Genomic DNA, 18,124 nt, shown 5'->3' on the forward strand with positions numbered 1-18,124 from the left:
ATTCGCCGCCAATCGTTTAGATCGATCCAACTTAAAACGGTCACGATTGCCGGAAGTGGGGAGCCGGGGGGACTGCCCCACGCGATGCATGCGGGACGCGCCAGGCAACTCGACGCCCGAGATGATTCGCCTTCAACATTAGATCGATTCAAAGAATTCGTATCGCCACCGTGTCAATCCAGGAGAGGGAGAGAGTGGAATGAAGATGTCACGCATGCACCGCCGCGTCAGGTTGTCCGCGGCCATTGCCAGTGCCTTGGCCACCGCTGTTGTGCCGGCCAGCGCCATCGCGCAGCAGGCCAGCCCGGCAACCGGCACCCCCGATGCAACCACGCTGGACAGCGTGACCGTCACCGGCTACCGCTACGCCATCGAAAAGAGCCTGCAGCAGAAGCGCGATGCCAACGCGGTGGTCGAAGTGATCACCGCCGAGGATGTGGGCAAGTTCCCCGACAAGAACGTCGCCGATGCGCTGCAGCGCGTGCCCGGCGTGGTGATCACGCGCAGCGGCGGCGAAGGCAAGAGCGTCAGCGTGCGCGGTCTCGCGCCCGACCTCACCCTCACCCAGTTGAACGGCAACTACGTCGCCACCTCGGAAACCAACAACGAGGCGTCGCGTTCGTTCAATTACACCCTGCTGCCGTCGAACATGCTCTCCAGTGCGGAGCTGTTCAAATCTCCCGAAGCGCGCATCGATGAAGGCGGCATCGGCGGCACGGTGATCCTGCATACCCGTCGTCCGCTCGACATGGAAGCCAACTCGGGTTACGTGAACCTGGAAGGCACCTCATCGGACACCAGCCACGACATCGATCCACAGGCCTCGGCGCTCTACTCCTGGCACAGCAAGGACGAACGTTTCGGCGTCCTGGTGGGCGTGACGCAGCAGAAGCGCACCAGCCGCACCATGGAAGCCAGCACCGAGGATTACCAGTGGTATGGCGCCGGTGACGCGCGCGATGCCAACGGCAATGTACTGGCGCAGGATGGCATCCACTACTGGTGGGGGCAGTCCGGTTTCAACAATCAGACGGGCGGCAACTACAGCGATTTCTTCATGCCGACCTCGGTCAACTTCGCGGTGAAGGAAGAAAAGCGCGAGCGCAAGGGCGGCCAGCTGACCTTCCAGTTCAAGCCGCTCGACAACCTGACCCTGACCGCCAACTACTTCCGCTTCGAGCTGCAGGGTGATTACACCCAGAACATGCTCAAGGTGCCGGAGTGGAGCATGGCCCGCTTCAACGGCGACGGTAACTGGGCCGGCGGCCGGCTGCTCAACGGGCTCGATTTCGATCCCAGCGGCACCATCGTGACCGGCGCGCAGTTCGAGAAGCTGCCGGGCAAGGCCTACATCTGCAGCGAAGAACAGGCCGCAGCGGCCGGCCTTGCGCCGGGCGGCTGGGGTCCGGACGACTGCACCCTGCCCACCCCGCAGCTGACCGGTGGCTACAGCAAGGAAAAGGCGCTTTCCCAGACCGCCGATCTGGCCGTCGAATGGGACATCAGCCCGCTGTGGAAGGCCTCGTTCACCGGTGGCCGTACGTGGTCCGAAGGTGGCCCGTCGATGAACTTCCGGATGTCGGCCAAGCCGCGCCGCAAGGTCGGTGCGGACTATCTGTCGGGCAACCAGTACACCGCGTGGGACCTGACCGGCACGCCGTCGGTGCAGTTCTCCCCGGACCTGCAGGACCAGTTGATGGCCGGCATTGCCGAGGTCGACACCGGCTCGACCGACTCGTCGTGGATGCAGACGGAGGTCGAACAGAACTACTTCCAGGCCGACTTCACCAAGCTGTTCGAAGCCGGCTGGCTGGACTCGATCCAGTTCGGCACCAAGTACCGTGACGGCAAGGTCCATCGCAACACCGGCAACACCTACTGGGTCTGCCAGGGTCTGGATCCGGCGGACTATGACAACAACCGTTACCAGGCCGGCTGCGATTCCACCGCCGGTGATGCCCAGCCGGGCTTCTTCCGGTCCAGCCCGATCAGCAACATCGCCGGCGGCTTCAACGCCAACGTATTCCCGGGCGTGAACTACCCGGCCTACATCAATTACCTCAACCAGACCTACGGCGGCTCGCACAACCGGACCGAAGAAGACTTCGTCTACGACGTCAACGAGAAGATCTATTCCGGTTACTTCCAGGCCAACTTCCGTACCGAACGCGTCCGCGGCAATGTCGGCGTGCGTGTGGTGCGCACGCAGCAGTTCGCCCAGTCCAGCGATTCGGTCGAGCGTTTCAACGACTACTTCGTGGACAACGCCAACGGCTCGCCGATGAGCTGCGACGATCCGGCCGCCGATCCGACCCTGCGCTGCCAGGGCGGCTTCGTGCGCCTGCCGGACAACCAGGTCCGCGACAAGGTGTATACCCTCAGCTCGCTGGACAAGACCTATACCGACTTCCTGCCGAGCTTCAACATCGCCTGGGACATCACCGACAGCCTGGTGCTGCGCGGCGCTGCATCGAAGGTCATCGCACGTCCGGGCTACACCAGCATCGCCTACCCGGGTGGCCTGAGCTACATCAGCGAGGAGTACAGCAACGACCGCCGCGTCGCGGGCGGTACCGACACCCCCGGCTGGTACGGCTCGGGCAGCAACAAGAACCTGGAACCGTTCGAAGCTGTCCAGTTCGACCTGGGCCTGGAGTGGTACTTCAAGCCGGGCTCCGCCGCGGGCGTGGCCCTGTTCCGCAAGAACGTGGACAACTTCACGGTGCCGGTGGTGCGCGACCAGCAGATGACGGTCGGTGGCCAGACGGTCACCGTGCAGAAGTACGCCACGGAAGCCAACGGCCGCGATGGCGTTTCGCAGGGCGTGGAGGTGTACGGTCAGTACACCTTCGACATGGGCTTTGGCGTCCAGGCCAACTACACCTACAACGACACCAACCTCGCCTCGATCGTGCTGGACGGCGAAGAAATCGGTGCTTCGCCGCTGGTGGGCAGCGCCAAGAACCAGGCCAACGTCACGATCTTCTACGAGAACGACAAGCTCCTGGCCCGCGCCTCGTACAACCGCCGTGGCGAAGTGGTCGGTGGCCTGAACAACGGCCTGACCACCTACACCAAACCGTACGACCAGCTCGACCTCAACGTGGCCTACAACATCACCCCGGACTGGACGGTGACCGCCTCGGTGCTCAATGCCACCAAGTCCGAGCTGCAAAGCTACATCGGCAATGACAGCCAGGCGCGCCTGCTGTCCAACATCTATGCCGGGCGCCAGCTGTACTTCGGCGTGAACTGGAAGTTCTAAGCCTCACCGGTTCCCGCCTCCGGGCGGGGCAATGGTCCTCCACGGCAGCTGCGCTTCTACAGGCGGCTGCCGTTTCTTTTAACGTTATCCCAGCACCGCGCGCAGTGCGCTGACCTGCGCCACGTCGGTGGCGGTCCAGTCCGGTGGCAACCCGGTCAGTGCTGGATTGTGGTGGTGCATTGCCGAGCGCTGTGTGGCCTTCGCCGAGGCGTGCAATTCAATGCACCCACTGCGTTCGGCGACCTCCACGGCATTGGCCGCGGTAATTCCCGCACCGGCCATCAGCGAAATCCGATCGCCTGCCTGGGCCACCAGTGCGGCCAGGACATCGGCACCGGCCAGCGCGCTGGCCTGCCCGCCCGAACTCAGGATGCGCTGGCAACCCAGCGTCACGATCTGCTCCAGCGCTGCCGGCAGATCACGCGCGGCATCGAAGGCGCGGTGGAAGGTGATGCCGAGCGGGCCGGCTGCGGACACCAGTTCGCGGCACAGCGCCATGTCGATGCCGCCGTCGGCCTCCAGGGCACCGATCACCACGCCGTCGCAGCCGAGCGCACGGCAGTACGCGATGTCGCGCAGCATGATCTCAGTCTCCAGCGCGGTGTACAGGAAATCGCCCGGACGCGGCCGGATCAGCACGAAAAGCGGAATCTGCAGGCGATCACGGGCGACCGCAATGCTGCCCTGCGATGGCGTGGTGCCGCCCTCGGCCAGGTTGTCGAACAGTTCGATCCGGTCCGCGCCGCCCTGCTGGGCGGCCAAGGCAGAGGCCACCGAATTGGAGGCAATCTCCAGTACCAGGCGCGGCCCGCTCATGTCTGCTCGCTCGTATACACCGAGGCGGAATCGCGCAGATCGTCCTGACGGTCGACGTCGCAGACCGCGTAGACGAAGCCGCGATGCAAGGCATAGGCGCCGACCTCACCGTGCTTGTTCAACGCGAGGAAACACACCTGCAGGGTCTTGCTGGCCTCCGGGCGTTTGCGCACCACCCGGGCGATCGCCTCGCGGCAGGCGTCGGCAGGTGAACGGCCCTGGCGCATCAGCTCGACCACCAGGAACGAGGCCGCGTTGCGGATCATCTCCTCGCCGACACCCGAGGCGGTGGCTGCCCCGACCTCGTTGTCCACGTACAGGCCGGCCCCGATGATCGGGCTGTCGCCGACGCGACCGTGCATTTTCCAGGCCATGCCACTAGTGGTGCAGGCACCGGCCAGACGCCCCTCGACATCGATGGCGAGCATGCCCAGCGTGTCATGGTTGCTGCTGTCGCCGGGGCGGCTGCGCCGTTCGGCATTGATCTCCGGCGTGTACTGCGCGGTCTTGAGCCACTCGCGCCAGGCTTTTTCAGCTTGCGGGGTAAGCAGCTTCCTGCGTTCGAAGCCCTGCTGCACCGCGAACTGCTGCGCGCCCTCCCCGACCAGCATCACGTGCGGGGTCTTTTCCATCACCTGCCGCGCCACCGAGACCGGATGCGCGATATCGATCAGTGCGGCCACCGACCCACAGCGGCCATCGCCGTCCATGATGCTGGCATCCAGGCTCAGCACGCCATCACGGTCTGGATTGCCGCAGCGCCCGACCGTGGGATTGCACAGATCGCTCTCGGCCCAGCGCGCACCGGCCTCCACTGCATCCAGCGCGGAGCCACCGGCCGACAGGGTCTTCCACGCCACCTGGTTGGCACCCACGCCGAAATCCCAGGTGGATACGACCCGTGCACCGGACGCGCTCTTCGCCTGCAGCGTGGGCAACGCCAGCGCACCGGCAGCCAAGGCGCTCGCCTGGAGAAATCGTCTACGGTCATTCATCGGTGAACCTCCAGAGAATCGACAACGAAGGAACTACGCAGCGGACCGGCGATGCTCCACATGCCAGACCGCCGCCCCAAGCACGCCGAGCTCACCATGGTCCACGCGCCAGATCGGCACCTGACGCAGCACGTCGCGCATCACGCCCTTGGCCAGGAAGCGCTCGCGGAAGCGGCCGTCGCGCAGGAAGCGGTCCACCCGCGTGGAGATGCCGCCGGCCAGATAGACCGAGCGCGCACCAAAAGTCGTGGCCAGATCGCCAGCCAGACTGCCGAGCCACGCACAGAACACGTCCAGCGTCTCCACCGCCACCGGATCGCCGCCCTCATGCGCGGCGGCGATCAGGGCTTCGGTGCTGGTCCAGCGCGGCGTGACGCCACGGATGTCGCACAGGCAGGGATAGAGGTTCATCAGGCCGCCGCCGGACAGCACGCGCTCGTTGTCCACGTGCTCCCAACGCTGCAGCAGGCGTGACAACACCTCCAGCTCCAACGGGTTGCAGGCGGTCAACGCCGCATGGCCGGCCTCGCTGGCCAGCACCGGCCGCTCGCCACCTTCAAAGCGCAGGGCCGCCCCCAGGCCGGTGCCCGGGCCGAGCACCAGCGCCGGCCAGCGCGGGGCAGCATCGGCATCCCCGTTGAGGGCCACCAGCGAGTCAGGCGCCACATGCGGAATCGCGTACGCGACCGCTTCGAAATCGTTGATCAGCGCCAGCGAGGCCAAGCCGGAATCCTGACGAGTCCGCGCCACCGACACCGGCCACGGCAGGTTGGTGTTCACCAGATGATCGCCATCGAGCAGGCCGGCGATCGCGACCACCGCCGCGGCCGGCGGCGCAGGCAGCGTGCTCACGAAATCGGCCAGGATCGCGGCCAGGCTGGCATGGTCGGCGCAGGCATAGCGACGCAGGCCGCCCAGCACCGGCGCGCTGCCCACCTGCACAGTGGCAAGCGCGACGCGGGCGAAGGTACCGCCCACATCGGCCACGATCAGCGTTTCTTTCTCAGTATCCCGGTGGGCCGCACTGGGCGACATCTCAGGTTGGGCCGGAACCGGTACCGCTGCGCTCACTCGCTTGCCTTGATTGAATCAATTGAATCCCGGCGATTCTCAGGCATCACCGGGGGATTGCAAAGCCGCGCCCGCCATACAGTGGCGTACTGAAGGGCGCGCAGGCAGATCAGGGCTTGGCGGTCTGGAGGCGGTAGCTGGTGCTGGCCGTGGCGGTCGGGCCATCCCCCTGCACCGCACGCACCTCCACTCTGTGCTCGCCCACCGGCAGGTTGGTCGGCAGCGCGCCGCGCCACAGGTGCGGCGATGGCGTAGCTTCCGGCGAGCGGTCGAAACCACGCAGGCGCTCGGCGGTATCGTCGGCGACGTTCTCCTGCAGCAGCCGCGGATCGGGCTGCTCGACACGCTTCATCGGCTGCCAGGCGCCATCGTCCACGCGGTACTCGACCAACGAATCGGCCTGACCCATGAACACGTTGGCGTATACGCCCCACGCCGGATACGCGCCCTGGCGCAGCACCTTCGGCGCATGCAGGGCGATCTGGTAATCATCCGGCGCACGCGCCACGTAATAGCGCAGACCGTAGTCGCCGCCGGGCTTGACCGACAGCACCGCATAGCCGTTCGGGGTGCCATCGCTCATGGTCGCATCGGGGATGCCGTTGCTGTCCTTCACCCCCGACCAGAATGCCCCGCAGGCCGCGCCCACGTTGTACTCGTGCAGCGGCTTGCTGCCCTGCCAGCCTTCGGCCGCACCGTGGTAGTAGTGCTGCTGGGTGTGGCTGTGGCCGCTGAGCACCAGCACGTTCGGGAACTCCTTGAGCAGCGCGAACAGGCGCGCGCGGTCCGCATGACGGAACGTCTCACGGCCCGGTGCAGCATCGAAAAGCGGGATGTGCATGCCGAGCACGATCAAGCGATCACGTTGCAGGCCCTTCAGGTAGTTGGCCAGGAAGGTGAACTGGTCCGCGCGCAGACCGCCCACATAGCTCGGCTTGGCCTTGGGATCGTAGACCACGTCATCGAGGAACACGAAGCTCGCGCCGCCCTCTTCCACCGCATAGGTATCCGGGCCGTACACGGCGCGCCAGCTGTCCAGCGAGTGCGCGTCGTTGCCGGCGTCCATGTCCAGATCGTGGTTGCCCGGCACATGGAACCATGGCACCTGCAGCTGCGCGGTGACCTTGTTGATGTCCGGGTAGAGGCTCAGGTCGTCGTTGACGATGTCGCCCAGGGTAGTGCCCAGCCGCGCCGGGTGCTTGCCGATGATCGGCTCGACGATGGCGCGCTGGTAGTAGCCGATGTCCTGGCGGCTGGCGGTCTGGGTGTCCGTGAACACCAGCATCTCAAAGCCATTTCGTGCCGCATCGGTACCCTTGGCCGGTTCCAGTGCGAAATCCCAGTTGCGGGTCGCACCGCCGGTAGCGCGGATGCCGTCGTACTTGAGGTTGGGCGAACCCTGCGGTGCGTAATGGCGCCAGTACGAAGGCAGCCCATTGGCGGCGGCCGGGAAGTGGTACTCGTCCGGCTTGATCACGAAGACGGTCTGGCCCTCGCGCACCGGCAAGCTGTAGCTGCCATCGGCGGCGGTGCGCACGATCACTTCCCCGTTGGAGACCTGCACACCGGCCAGGCCGGGATCGGTCGGGCCGCGCCCGGGCTTGCCGTCGCGCTCCTGATACACCTTGCCGGTGACGGTCGTTTCAGCAGCCCAGGCAGGCGAAGTCATCAACAGCAGGCAAGCCAGCCAGGCGGCAGTACGGGTCATCGGGGGTGGTCCGGTCGGGGGTGGGGAAGTGTAGAGCCGCACATCATCGCCTGCACCGCGTTTCACCGACGTTAAACGATGTGCAGCCCGTGCTTACCCGGCGTGGCGCGCCGCCAACACCGCGACCGCGTCGTCCAGCGACAGCCCACGCGCACGCAGCAGCACGGTCAGATGGAACAACAGATCGGCCGACTCGCCCAGCAGCGCGTCATCGTCCTGCACCACCCCTGCCAGCGCCGTCTCCACGCCCTCCTCGCCCACTTTCTGCGCGATCCGGCGGATGTCGCCGTCGAACAGCGACGTGGTGTAGCTGCCGGCCGGGCGCTGCTGTTCGCGCTCGCGCACCACCGTATCCAGCCGGCCCAGGAAGTTGCCCGGTGCCTGCGGGAAGCAGCTCTCGCTGCCGGTGTGGCAGGTCGGCCCGGCCGGGCGCGCACTCACCAGCAAGGTGTCGTTGTCGCAATCGACCCGCACGGCGGTCACCGCCAGCACGTTGCCGGAGGACTCGCCCTTGGTCCACAACCGCTGCTTGCTGCGGCTGAAGAAGGTCATGTGGCCCGTGGCCAGCGTCTGTTCCAGCGACGCCGCGTTGGCATAGCCGAGCATCAGCACGCGCAGCGTGTCCGCGTCCTGGACCACCACCGGCAACAGACCATCGCCCTTGCCCCAGTCCAGCTGCGCCAGCGCCTCGCGCGAGGGCTGCACGTCAATGGAACTCACCTCAATAGACATCTCGAACCTCGATCTGCTGCTCGCGCAGGAACTGCTTGAGCGCGGGAATGGCAATGGCGCCACTGTGGAACACGCTGGCGGCCAGCGCACCGTCAACGTCGGCCTGGTCGAACACATCGGCAAAGTGCTGCATCTCGCCCGCACCACCGGAGGCGATCAGCGGCACCTGGCACAGCGCACGCGCCTGGCGCAGCTGGGCCACGTCGTAGCCGCGGCGCACGCCATCGCTGTCCATGCAGTTGAGCACGATCTCGCCGGCACCCCGGCGCTGCGCCTCCACCACCCAATCCAGCGTGCGTACTGCCACTGCCTGGGTCTTGTCCGGATCGCCGCTGAAGCGGCGCACGCGCCATTCGCCGTCCGCCTCGCGCACCGAATCGATACCGACCACCACGCACTGGACGCCGAAGGCATCGGCCAGTTCTTCGATCAGTTCGGGCCGACCCAACGCCGGCGAGTTGATCGAGATTTTGTCGGCACCGGCATGCAGCACCCGCCGCGCGGTCTCGACATCGCTGATGCCACCGGCCACGCAGAACGGAATGTCGATCAGGCGCGCGATGCGCTCGATCCAGGCCACGTCCACCGCGCGCCCTTCCGGGCTGGCGCCGATGTCGTAGAACACGAGTTCGTCCGCGCCCTGGTCGCGGTAGCGCATCGCCAGCTCGGCGATGTCGCCCATGTCCACGTGATCGCGGAAGCGCACGCCCTTGACCACGCGACCATCGCGCACATCCAGGCACGGAATCAGGCGGCGGCTCAGCATGCCAGCGCTCCTTCCAGGGTCATGCGCCCTTCCAGCAATGCCTTGCCGAGGATCGCCCCGCCACAGCCAACGGCCTTGGCCTGGGCGACATCGTCGGCATCGCGCACGCCACCGGAGGCCTGCACCGCCACGCCCGGGAGCAGTGCGGAAAGATGCTGGTAGAGACCGATGTTCGGCCCGGACAGCATGCCGTCGCGCGCGATATCCGTGCACAAAAGGTGCTGCATGCCGGCGTCGGCGTAGCGCTGGGCCAACACGTCCAGGGTGTCCTCGGCGGTCTCGGTCCAGCCATGCACCGGCAACAGCCAGCGGCCATCCTCGGCCTGCCGCGCGTCCAGCGCGATGGTCAGCCGATCCGGGCCGAACTCGCGCAGCCAGCCGATCACCGTCTCCGGTTCGCGCACCGACACCGAGCCGACCACCACGCGGGTGGCACCGGCGTCGAGGATGCGCGCGACGTCATCGCGCGAGCGCACACCGCCACCGGTCTGCACCTTCAGGCCGGTCTGCGAGGCGATCGAGGACAGCAGCGGTGCCAGCGTGTAACCACCGGCACGGGCGGCATCCAGATCCACCAGATGCATCCAGCCCGCGCCCGCCGCAGCAAACGCCTGCGCGCGCGGCAGCGGATCATCGCCGTAGGTGGTCTGCTGCGCGTAGTCGCCCTGCAGCAGCCGCACCACGCGGCCTTCACGGATATCCAGGGCGGGATAGACGATGAAACTCATGTCGGTTCGTTCTCGATGAAATTACGCAGGATGCGCGCACCGGTATCGGCCGAGCGTTCCGGGTGGAACTGGGCGCCACTGTGCCGGCCGCGCTGCACGACGGCCGCGAACAGCCCGCCGTGATCGCAGGCCGCGACCGTGTCTTCGCCCAGAGGGGCTGCGTAGCTGTGGACGAAGTACGCACTGGCCCGCGCCGGCACGCCGGCCAGCAGCGGCGACTCGCGCAGGGGCAGCAGCCGGTTCCAGCCCATGTGCGGCACCCGGATGCCAGTGGCAGGACGCAGGTGACGCACGACCCCGGGCAACAGGCCCAGGCATTCGACATGGCCTTCTTCAGAACCGTCGAACAGCAGCTGCATGCCCAGGCAGATCCCGAGCAGCGGCACCTGCAGCTCGCGCAGTGGCTGGACCAGGCCCTGCGCATGCAGACGCGCCATGCCGTGCGGAGCCGCACCAACGCCGGGCAGGATCACCCGCGACACGCCCTCCAGGCCCTGCGCATCGCGCACCAGCCGCACCTGCACGCCCAGACGCTCCAGCGCATAGCGGACCGAGCCGAGGTTGGCGCCACCCGCATCGATCAGCGCAACCTCGGTCACAGTGCCCCCTTGGTGCTTGGCAACGCGGTGCCCTGCCGCGGCAAGGCCTGGCGCAGCGCGCGCGCCAGTGCCTTGAAGCAGGCCTCGACCTTGTGGTGGTCGTTGTCGCCGCGCACGCTCAGGTGCAGGTTCAACCCGGCCGCATCGCACAGCGAGCGGAAGAAGTGCGGCACCAGCTCGGTCGGCATGTCGCCCACGCGCTCGCGCTTGAACTCGCCTTCGAACACGAAATACGGGCGGCCGCTGAAATCCAGCGCGGCACTGGCCAGCGTTTCGTCCATCGGCAGGGTGAAGCCGTAGCGGCCGATGCCGCGCTTGTCGCCGAGCGCCTCGCGCAGGGCCTGGCCCAGCGCCAGGCCGGTGTCTTCAATGGTGTGGTGCTCGTCGATGTGCAGGTCGCCCTCGGCCTGCACGCTCAGCGCGAAACCGCCGTGCTTGCCGATCTGCTCCAGCATGTGATCGAAGAACGGCAGCCCGGTGTGAGTCTGCGGCTCGGCGGTGCGATCCAGATCGACCTCGACCCGGATCTTCGTTTCCTTGGTATTGCGCTGCACCGTGGCCCGGCGCGGCGCATCGGCCAGCTCATGCGCGATTGAAGTCCAGTCCCAGTCGCCGCCGAACTGCTCGGTGCGCAGCTGGAAGCCACGGATCTTCATGTTCTCGGCGAACTGGATATCGGTCAGCCGGTCACCCACCATCGCCGAGCGTGACCAGTCGATGCTGCGGTCCTGCAGGTAGGGCAGCATCAGGCCGATACCCGGTTTGCGGGTCGGCGCGTTGTCCTGCGGCCAGGTACCGTCGATCAGCACGTCACGGAAGGTGATGCCCTGGCTGGCGAAGATCTGCAGCATCAGGTCATTGGGGCCATCGAAGCTGGCCTGCGGATAGCCTTCGGTGCCCAGGCCATCCTGGTTGCTGACGATCACGAACTGATAACCCGCGTCGCGCAGCTTGAGCATCGCCGGGATCACATCGCGCACGAAGCGCAGTTTTTCGTAGGCGTCGATCTGGAAATCGGCGGGCTCTTCGATCAGGGTGCCGTCGCGGTCGACGAACAGAATCGGGGTCATGCGGCAGCCCTCCGGGCCATCAGGGCGGCGAGTACACGGTCGTTCTGTTCCGGGCTGCCGATAGTGATGCGCAGTGCATCGCCCAGCTGCGGCGCGGCACGCTGGTCACGCACCACCACACCGGCGGCGAGCAGCGCGTCGAACGCGCCTTGTGCGTCGGCAAAGCGGGCCAGCAGGTAGTTTCCCTGCGAGGGATAGACACGCACCACACCGGGCAGCTCGGCCAGGCCGGACTGCAGCCGGGTACGTTCGGCCTTGATCTGCGCGATGCGCTGGGTGGTCACGGCCAGACTCTCGGCGCCGAGACCGGCCAACGCCAACTCGGCACAGGGCGCGGGCACCGGGTACGGCGCCTGGCAGCGGCGCAGCAGCTGGATCAGGGCAGGATCGGCGATCAGGCTGCCAATGCGGGCGGCGGCCAGCGCATGCGCCTTGGAAAGCGTGCGCAGCACAGCGATGTTCTCGTAACGGCTCAACAACGTGGTCGCGGACGGTTGCTCGGCATATTCACCGTAGGCCTCATCCACCACCACCAGCGCCCTGCCCTGCAACGCCGCGGCCACACGCTCGATCTCGGCCAACGGGATCACGCTGCCGGCGGGATTGGACGGCGAGCACAGGAACACCAGCTTGGCGTTACCGCCCAGCGCAGCGGCGATCACCGCATCGATATCGGCGACCAGCGCATCACCCTGATCGACCAGCGGCACCTCGATCAGCGGTGCGTTCTGCAGGCGGGCGCAGACGGCATACATACCGAACACCGGTGGCGTGGTCACCACTGCATCGCGGCCCGGCTCGCACAGCGCGCGCACCAGCAGATCGATGGCCTCGTCACTGCCACGGCCGATCAACAATTGTTCGGCGGAGCAGCCGTAAAGCTCGGCAAGCCGATCGCGCAGTGCTGCCGGCTGAGGGTCGGGATAGCGGCGCGCGCCACCGGCAACGTCGGCCGGATTGGCCCAGGCCGATTCATTCGCATTGAGCCAGACATCACCGGTCAGCGCACTGCTGCGCGCTGAGGAATAGCCGGCAAACGCCTGCAGGTCGGCGCGTACCAGGGACAGGAGGGAGCCAGTGCTCATGCGGCCGCCTCCATGCGCAGGGTCACCGCGTTCTCGTGGGCATCCAGGCCTTCAGCGCGGGCCAGCACACGGGCACACTCGCCGATCGCCGCGATGCCGGCGGCCGTGGCCGACTGCACGCTGATCAGGTTCTGGAAGCTGGCCACACTGACGCCGCTGTAGGCGCGCGCGGCACCGGCGGTGGGCAGTACATGGTTGGTGCCACTGCAGTAATCGCCGAGCGCTTCGGGGGTGTAATCGCCGAGGAACACCGAACCGGCCGCTTCCACCTTGTCCAACCAGGCGCGCGGCTCGCGCAGCGCCAGGATCAAGTGCTCCGGGGCATACCGGTTGCTGATCGCGAAAGCGTCGTCCAGCGAATCAACCAGGATCAGTCGCGAGGATGCCAGCGCCTGCGCGGCGATCTGCGCACGCGACAGCTGCGCCAACTGCGCCTCCACGGCCGCTTCAACCTGATCCACCATTCCCGCATTGTCGGTCAGCAGCAGCACCTGCGAGTCCGGACCGTGCTCGGCCTGCGAGAGCAGATCGGCGGCCACGAACGCGGGATTGGCGCCGGCATCGGCAATCACCAGCACTTCGGAAGGCCCGGCCGGCATGTCGATCGCCGCAGCGCCGTCCTGGGCGACCTGCTGCTTGGCTTCGGTCACGTAACTATTGCCCGGGCCGTACAGCTTGTCGCAGGCGGGAACGCTGTCGGTGCCATACGCCATCGCAGCGATCGCCTGCGCGCCGCCCAGCTTGAACACGCGGTGCACGCCGGTCAGGCGCGCGGCCACCAGCACCGCAGCATCGGCACTGCCGTCCTTGCGCGGCGGCGTGCACAACACGACTTCACGACAGCCGGCCAGCTGTGCGGGCACGCCCAGCATCAACGCGGTGGACGGTAACGGCGCGCTGCCAGCAGGCACATACAGACCCACCCGACCGATCGGGCGCACCACGCGCTCGCAACGCACGCCGGGCGCGGTCTCGACCGCATAGCCCTGGCTCATGCCGGCCTGGTGGAAGGTACGGATGCGCGCGGCCGCATCGATCATCGCCTGGCGCAGCTCGGCCGAGACGGCCTGCTCGGCGGCGGCGAACTCGGCCTCGCTCACTTCAAAGGTATCCGGCGCCACCCCGTCGAAACGCAGGGTGATCTCGCGCAGTGCGGCATCACCGCCTTCGCGCACCGCTGCGATCAATGCAGCAACGGACTCACGGGTGCGCGACGCCACGGCCTGGACCGGACGTTGCAGTGCCTGCGCCTGGGCGCCGGCATCCAATTGGGACCACGTCAAACGATTCATGCCAGCGACCGCTCCACACTCAATACCATCAAGCCCTGCGCACCCGCGCGCTCCAGATCCTCCAACCGCTGCCAGGTCAACGCACCGTGGCACATGGTCTGCAAACGCAGGTGACCGCCGTCATCGGGCAACTGCACCAGCGGATCGGCATCGGGCAGCAGGCGGGTCAATTCGGAAACCCGGTCCAGCGCGGCGCGGAACATCAGCAGCTTGCTGTCCTGCACCTTCACCACGCCATCAAGACGACGCAGCAGCATGGCCATCAGACCGGCGCGGGCGTCATCGGGTGTACGGACCGGGCCGGCCAGCACCGCCTCGCTTTCCAGCAGGGTTTCGACCGGCTTGAGCTGGTTGGCGGCCAGGGTGGCGCCGCTGGAAACCAGATCGCAGATCAGATCGGCGGTGCCCAGGCGCGGGGCGATTTCGACCGAGCCGGACAGTTCGACCACCTGGGCATCCACGCCGCGCTCGGCCAGCCAGTCGGCCAGGATCGCGGGGTAGCTGGTGGCGATGCGCTTGCCAGCCAGCTGCTCCACGCCCGTCCATTCCCACTCCTCCGGCACCGCCAGCATCAAGCGGCACTGGCCGAAGTTGAGCCCGCGCAGCGCCTGGTAGGCATCCGGCAGGCCGATCCGGCGGCGGGCGGCGCCCTGCTCGTCCAGCTCGTTCCGGCCGACGATGCCGAAATCGCACACGCCATCGGCGATCAGGCCAGGGATATCGTCGTCGCGGACCAGCAGCAGGTCCACCGGCAGCGATTCGCCGTAGCAGAACAGCTTGTCGCGGCTCTGCCGCCAGCTCAGCCCGCAGGCGGTGAGCAGGCTGCGGGCGGGCTCGGCCAGCCGCCCGTTCTTCTGGATGGCGATACGCAGCCGGTCTCGTGCCGGGGCGGTCTGGGTTGCACTCATGGGGGAGGTCTCTATTCGGATTCGGGGGAGGTCGGCGTGGCGGCGATGGCGGCGGCGTAACCGCCGTGGCCGTGGTCCAGCGAGCGCGCCACGCGCCCGGTGGTGGTCACGCTGACCCCGGTCAGCTCATGGATCTCGCGATACGGCACGCCCTGCTGCAGCAGCGGCACAACCTTCCAACGGTCCGACAGCGCTTCCAGCTCGGCAGGCGTGCACAGATCGCGCAGGAACGCGGTGACCGCATCCGGATCGGATAGCGCAGCAAAGGCACGCGCCAGCGAGGCCAGATCGGCCTGGGCGTCTTTTTCGCGGGGGACGGGACGTAATTTCATCGTATCAATGTAATAGCGTGATATTACATTAGCGCAAATGACGGCGCACGGTCAAACCGCCGCCGAAGGCGGAATGGGTCGGTTCAGGGTCTGGAAACGCACAACGCCCGCGTTGGCGGGCGTTGCATGACTTACGGGTTGTTCGTGTCCACCAGCGGTCGGCACCTACCGGCAGCGGACCTCGGCACGCAGGGCACCGCTGCGCAGGCATTCGCCAAGCAGGCTGCCCTGGCGGCTGGGAAGCGACTCCACGGCTTCCAGCGGGCCAGCACCGTTGGGGCAGACGCTGCTGGCCAATTCGCGCAGGTCGTCTTCCAACAACTGCGGGTCAACCATGTGGCAGCGGTCGACCGTCAACCGGTAATGCCCGGGGCCGATCCGCTTGCTGTGTCGCACCGGATCGCTCTGGCAGGCGGCGAGCAGGAGCACCATCAGCGCCCCTGCCCCGACCCGCTTCATGCCATGGCCTTGGCCTGCTCCAGCTCGACCTGCAGCGCGCTGGCCAACTCGTCGCGGGCGACCTCGAACTGCTGCTCGCGCAGCAGATCCTTGACCGCCACCACGCCCCGCGCCAGCTCATCTTCACCGGCCAGCACGACAAAGCGGATACCCGCCTTGGCCGCGTACTGGAACTGCTTGCCGATCTTCTTCGGCTCCATCTGCACTTCGGCGTTGATGCCACCCACGCGCAGGCGGCGGGCGATGTCCAGCGACTCGGGCAGGCCGTTGTCGTCCATCAGGGCCACCAGCGCATGCACGCTGCTGTCTTCGATCCCGGCGATCAGGCCCGCTTCGCGCAGCTGCCAGAACAGGCGGGTCAGGCCGATGGAGATGCCCACGCCCGGCAGCTTGGACTTGCTGTAGTGGCTGGCCAGGTCTTCGTAACGGCCGCCGGAGCAGATCGAGCCGATCTGCGGGTGGTCGGTCAGCGTGGTCTCGTAGACGGTGCCGGTGTAGTAATCCAGACCGCGTGCGATCGAGAAGTTCAGGCAGTACGCGGTTTCCGGCACGCCCAGCGCCTTGACCAGCTGCAGCACTTCGCGCAGTTCGGCCACGCCCTGCTTGAGCGTTTCGCTGGCGCCGCCGTCGACCAGCAGCGCGTCCAGCTGCGCCAGCGCGTCGGCATGGCTGCTCGAACGTACCGCCACGAAGGCCAGGATGCGCTCGACCTGCTCGGCCGGGATCGCAAAGCCCTCACCCACCAGCGTCTCGCGCACGTAATCGGCGCCGCGCTTGTCCAGCTTGTCCACTTCACGCAGCACGGCCAGCTGGCGCTCGCCATCGGCGACGCCCAGGCTTTCGAAGAACCCGCGCATCAGCTTGCGGTTGTTGAGCTGCACCGAGAAATCACCGATGCGCAGCTCCGCGAACACCGCGTGGATGACCGCCAGCACTTCGGCGTCATAGCGGGTGCTCAGCGCGTCCTTGCCGATCACATCGATGTCGCACTGGTAGAACTCACGGAAGCGGCCACGCTGGGCACGCTCACCGCGGTACACGCGCTGCATCTGGTAACGGCGGAACGGGAAGGTCAGGTCGTGTTCGTGCTCGGCAACGTAGCGCGCCAGCGGCACGGTCAGGTCGAAGCGCAGCGCCAGCTCGGGCAGCGCCTTTTCTTCGGCTTCGGCGGCATTGGCCAGCGCGCCGGTGGACTGCACGAAATACACCTGGCGCTCGGTCTCGCCACCGGATTTGGTCAGCAGCACATCGGACAGCTCGAACACCGGGGTTTCCACCGGCAGGAACCCGAACCGCTCGTAGTTGCGGCGGATGACGTCCAGCATGCGCTGGAACGCGATCTGCTCACGCGGCAGCAATTCCATGATGCCGGGCGGCGTACGGGGCTTGATCACTTGCGGGACTCCTGCGGAAACGGGGGATGAGCGAGCGGCATATTCTAGCCGCAGCCGGCGCAACGAGCCGCATCCGGGCATCGGGACCGGGCCAATGGCGGCATGACGTATCATAGGCAGGCCCCGCTTGCTGACCTGACATGACCCGGCCCCACTCCGGTACCGCGCTTTCCGCTGTTGAAGACCCCGCCGCCGCCGGTTGCTCGCCCCTGCGCGACTGCCTGCATTGCTCGGTACGGCACCTGGCGGTCTGCTCGGCACTGTCGCCGGACGAAGTGCAGGCGCTGGAACGGGTCACCGTGTCACAACCACTGCCGCTGGGGTCCACCCTGGCCCGTGCCGGTGAGCCGCGCCAACATGTCTATACGATTACCGCCGGTGCACTGCGCCTGGTCCGCACGTTGGCAGACGGCCGTCGCCAGATCAGCGGGTTCGTGCTGCCTGGCGACTTCCTGGGGTTGAGCGGCAGCGATCACCACCGCTACGACATCGAGGCCATCGCCGACAGTCGCGTCTGCCGCGTGGCCCTGCCGCAGATGAAAGACCTGCGCTCGCGCTTCCCGCACCTGGAACGCAAGCTGCTGCAGCGTGCCTGCCAGGAACTGGACGCCGCGCAGGATGCCGCGATGGCGCTGGGCCGGTTGCAGCCGGCCGAGAAGGTCGCCGATTTCCTGCTGCGCCTGGCCGCGCGCGAAGCGCTGCTCGGTGAGCCGGGGCGGCGCGTGACCCTGCCGATGGGGCGCGGCGACATTGCCGATCATCTCGGCCTGACCATGGAAACCGTCAGCCGCACCTTCACCAAGCTGCGCCAGCAGGGCCTGATCGCCCTGCCCCATCTGAACACCGTCGAGATCCTGGACGAGGCCGGCCTGCAGAAGCTCTCGGCCGACGAGTCGTACTGACC

At 67.0% G+C, this 18,124-nt stretch carries 17 protein-coding genes; 2 read left to right on the top strand and 15 right to left on the bottom strand.

Annotation, left to right across the window (positions count from 1 at the left end; all coding sequences use genetic code 11):
* Window positions 1–199 precede the first annotated feature (199 nt).
* A complete protein-coding gene (locus AC13F7_RS05915; protein ID WP_482999557.1) occupies window positions 200–3,265 on the top strand; it encodes a TonB-dependent receptor in 3,066 nt (1,021 codons plus the stop codon).
* Between the two features lie 84 nt (window positions 3,266–3,349).
* Here the strand turns inward: AC13F7_RS05915 and AC13F7_RS05920 are convergent, their stop codons facing one another.
* The 15 genes from AC13F7_RS05920 to hisS form a co-directional block, all read right to left on the bottom strand.
* Window positions 3,350–4,081 (bottom strand): copper homeostasis protein CutC, encoded by a 732-nt coding sequence (locus tag AC13F7_RS05920; RefSeq protein WP_482999558.1) that lies wholly within the window; start codon window positions 4,079–4,081, stop codon window positions 3,350–3,352.
* The gene (locus AC13F7_RS05925) at window positions 4,078–5,076 is read right to left on the bottom strand and encodes a glycosylasparaginase (RefSeq protein WP_482999559.1); all 999 of its coding nucleotides are present in this window, start codon (window positions 5,074–5,076) and stop codon (window positions 4,078–4,080) included. Before AC13F7_RS05925 ends, AC13F7_RS05920 begins: the two co-directional genes overlap by 4 nt.
* A gap of 33 nt (window positions 5,077–5,109) precedes the next feature.
* A complete protein-coding gene (locus tag AC13F7_RS05930) occupies window positions 5,110–6,111 on the bottom strand; it encodes a glucokinase (RefSeq protein ID WP_482999560.1) in 1,002 nt (333 codons plus the stop codon).
* 145 nt (window positions 6,112–6,256) lie between these two features.
* Complete coding sequence (locus tag AC13F7_RS05935) at window positions 6,257–7,855, bottom strand: calcineurin-like phosphoesterase C-terminal domain-containing protein (RefSeq protein ID WP_481468275.1); 1,599 nt, start codon at window positions 7,853–7,855, stop codon at window positions 6,257–6,259.
* Window positions 7,856–7,948: 93 nt separating this feature from the next.
* Window positions 7,949–8,587: a bifunctional phosphoribosyl-AMP cyclohydrolase/phosphoribosyl-ATP diphosphatase HisIE gene (hisIE, locus tag AC13F7_RS05940; RefSeq protein ID WP_481468277.1), complete on the bottom strand. Its 639-nt coding sequence runs from the start codon at window positions 8,585–8,587 to the stop codon at window positions 7,949–7,951.
* A complete protein-coding gene (hisF, locus tag AC13F7_RS05945; protein ID WP_152150670.1) occupies window positions 8,577–9,353 on the bottom strand; it encodes an imidazole glycerol phosphate synthase subunit HisF in 777 nt (258 codons plus the stop codon). The genes hisIE and hisF overlap by 11 nt, the downstream gene beginning before the upstream one ends.
* Window positions 9,347–10,081, bottom strand: a complete 735-nt coding sequence (gene hisA, locus AC13F7_RS05950; RefSeq protein WP_482999561.1) for a 1-(5-phosphoribosyl)-5-[(5-phosphoribosylamino)methylideneamino]imidazole-4-carboxamide isomerase — start codon at window positions 10,079–10,081, stop codon at window positions 9,347–9,349. The genes hisF and hisA overlap by 7 nt, the downstream gene beginning before the upstream one ends.
* Window positions 10,078–10,680: an imidazole glycerol phosphate synthase subunit HisH gene (gene hisH, locus AC13F7_RS05955; RefSeq protein WP_070472962.1), complete on the bottom strand. Its 603-nt coding sequence runs from the start codon at window positions 10,678–10,680 to the stop codon at window positions 10,078–10,080. The genes hisA and hisH overlap by 4 nt, the downstream gene beginning before the upstream one ends.
* Window positions 10,677–11,750 (bottom strand): bifunctional histidinol-phosphatase/imidazoleglycerol-phosphate dehydratase HisB, encoded by a 1,074-nt coding sequence (gene hisB / locus AC13F7_RS05960; RefSeq protein ID WP_121036646.1) that lies wholly within the window; start codon window positions 11,748–11,750, stop codon window positions 10,677–10,679. The genes hisH and hisB overlap by 4 nt, the downstream gene beginning before the upstream one ends.
* A complete protein-coding gene (gene hisC, locus AC13F7_RS05965) occupies window positions 11,747–12,835 on the bottom strand; it encodes a histidinol-phosphate transaminase (RefSeq protein ID WP_482999562.1) in 1,089 nt (362 codons plus the stop codon). Before hisC ends, hisB begins: the two co-directional genes overlap by 4 nt.
* The gene (gene hisD, locus AC13F7_RS05970; protein WP_482999563.1) at window positions 12,832–14,127 is read right to left on the bottom strand and encodes a histidinol dehydrogenase; all 1,296 of its coding nucleotides are present in this window, start codon (window positions 14,125–14,127) and stop codon (window positions 12,832–12,834) included. Before hisD ends, hisC begins: the two co-directional genes overlap by 4 nt.
* The gene (hisG, locus tag AC13F7_RS05975) at window positions 14,124–15,035 is read right to left on the bottom strand and encodes an ATP phosphoribosyltransferase (RefSeq protein ID WP_121036643.1); all 912 of its coding nucleotides are present in this window, start codon (window positions 15,033–15,035) and stop codon (window positions 14,124–14,126) included. Before hisG ends, hisD begins: the two co-directional genes overlap by 4 nt.
* A gap of 11 nt (window positions 15,036–15,046) precedes the next feature.
* A complete protein-coding gene (locus tag AC13F7_RS05980) occupies window positions 15,047–15,367 on the bottom strand; it encodes a YerC/YecD family TrpR-related protein (protein WP_353084066.1) in 321 nt (106 codons plus the stop codon).
* 165 nt (window positions 15,368–15,532) lie between these two features.
* Window positions 15,533–15,799, bottom strand: a complete 267-nt coding sequence (locus tag AC13F7_RS05985) for a hypothetical protein (protein WP_482999564.1) — start codon at window positions 15,797–15,799, stop codon at window positions 15,533–15,535.
* A 23-nt stretch (window positions 15,800–15,822) separates the two neighbouring features.
* Entirely contained in the window at window positions 15,823–17,220 is a 1,398-nt protein-coding gene (hisS, locus tag AC13F7_RS05990; protein WP_123729110.1) for a histidine--tRNA ligase, read from the bottom strand.
* Window positions 17,221–17,360: 140 nt separating this feature from the next.
* On the opposite strand from hisS, the gene AC13F7_RS05995 reads away from it, so the two are divergent.
* On the top strand, window positions 17,361–18,122 hold the full coding sequence (locus AC13F7_RS05995; RefSeq protein WP_481468287.1) for a Crp/Fnr family transcriptional regulator: 762 nt from the start codon (window positions 17,361–17,363) through the stop codon (window positions 18,120–18,122).
* Window positions 18,123–18,124: the final 2 nt, after the last annotated feature.

This window comes from Stenotrophomonas sp. K-6 (assembly GCF_056861555.1).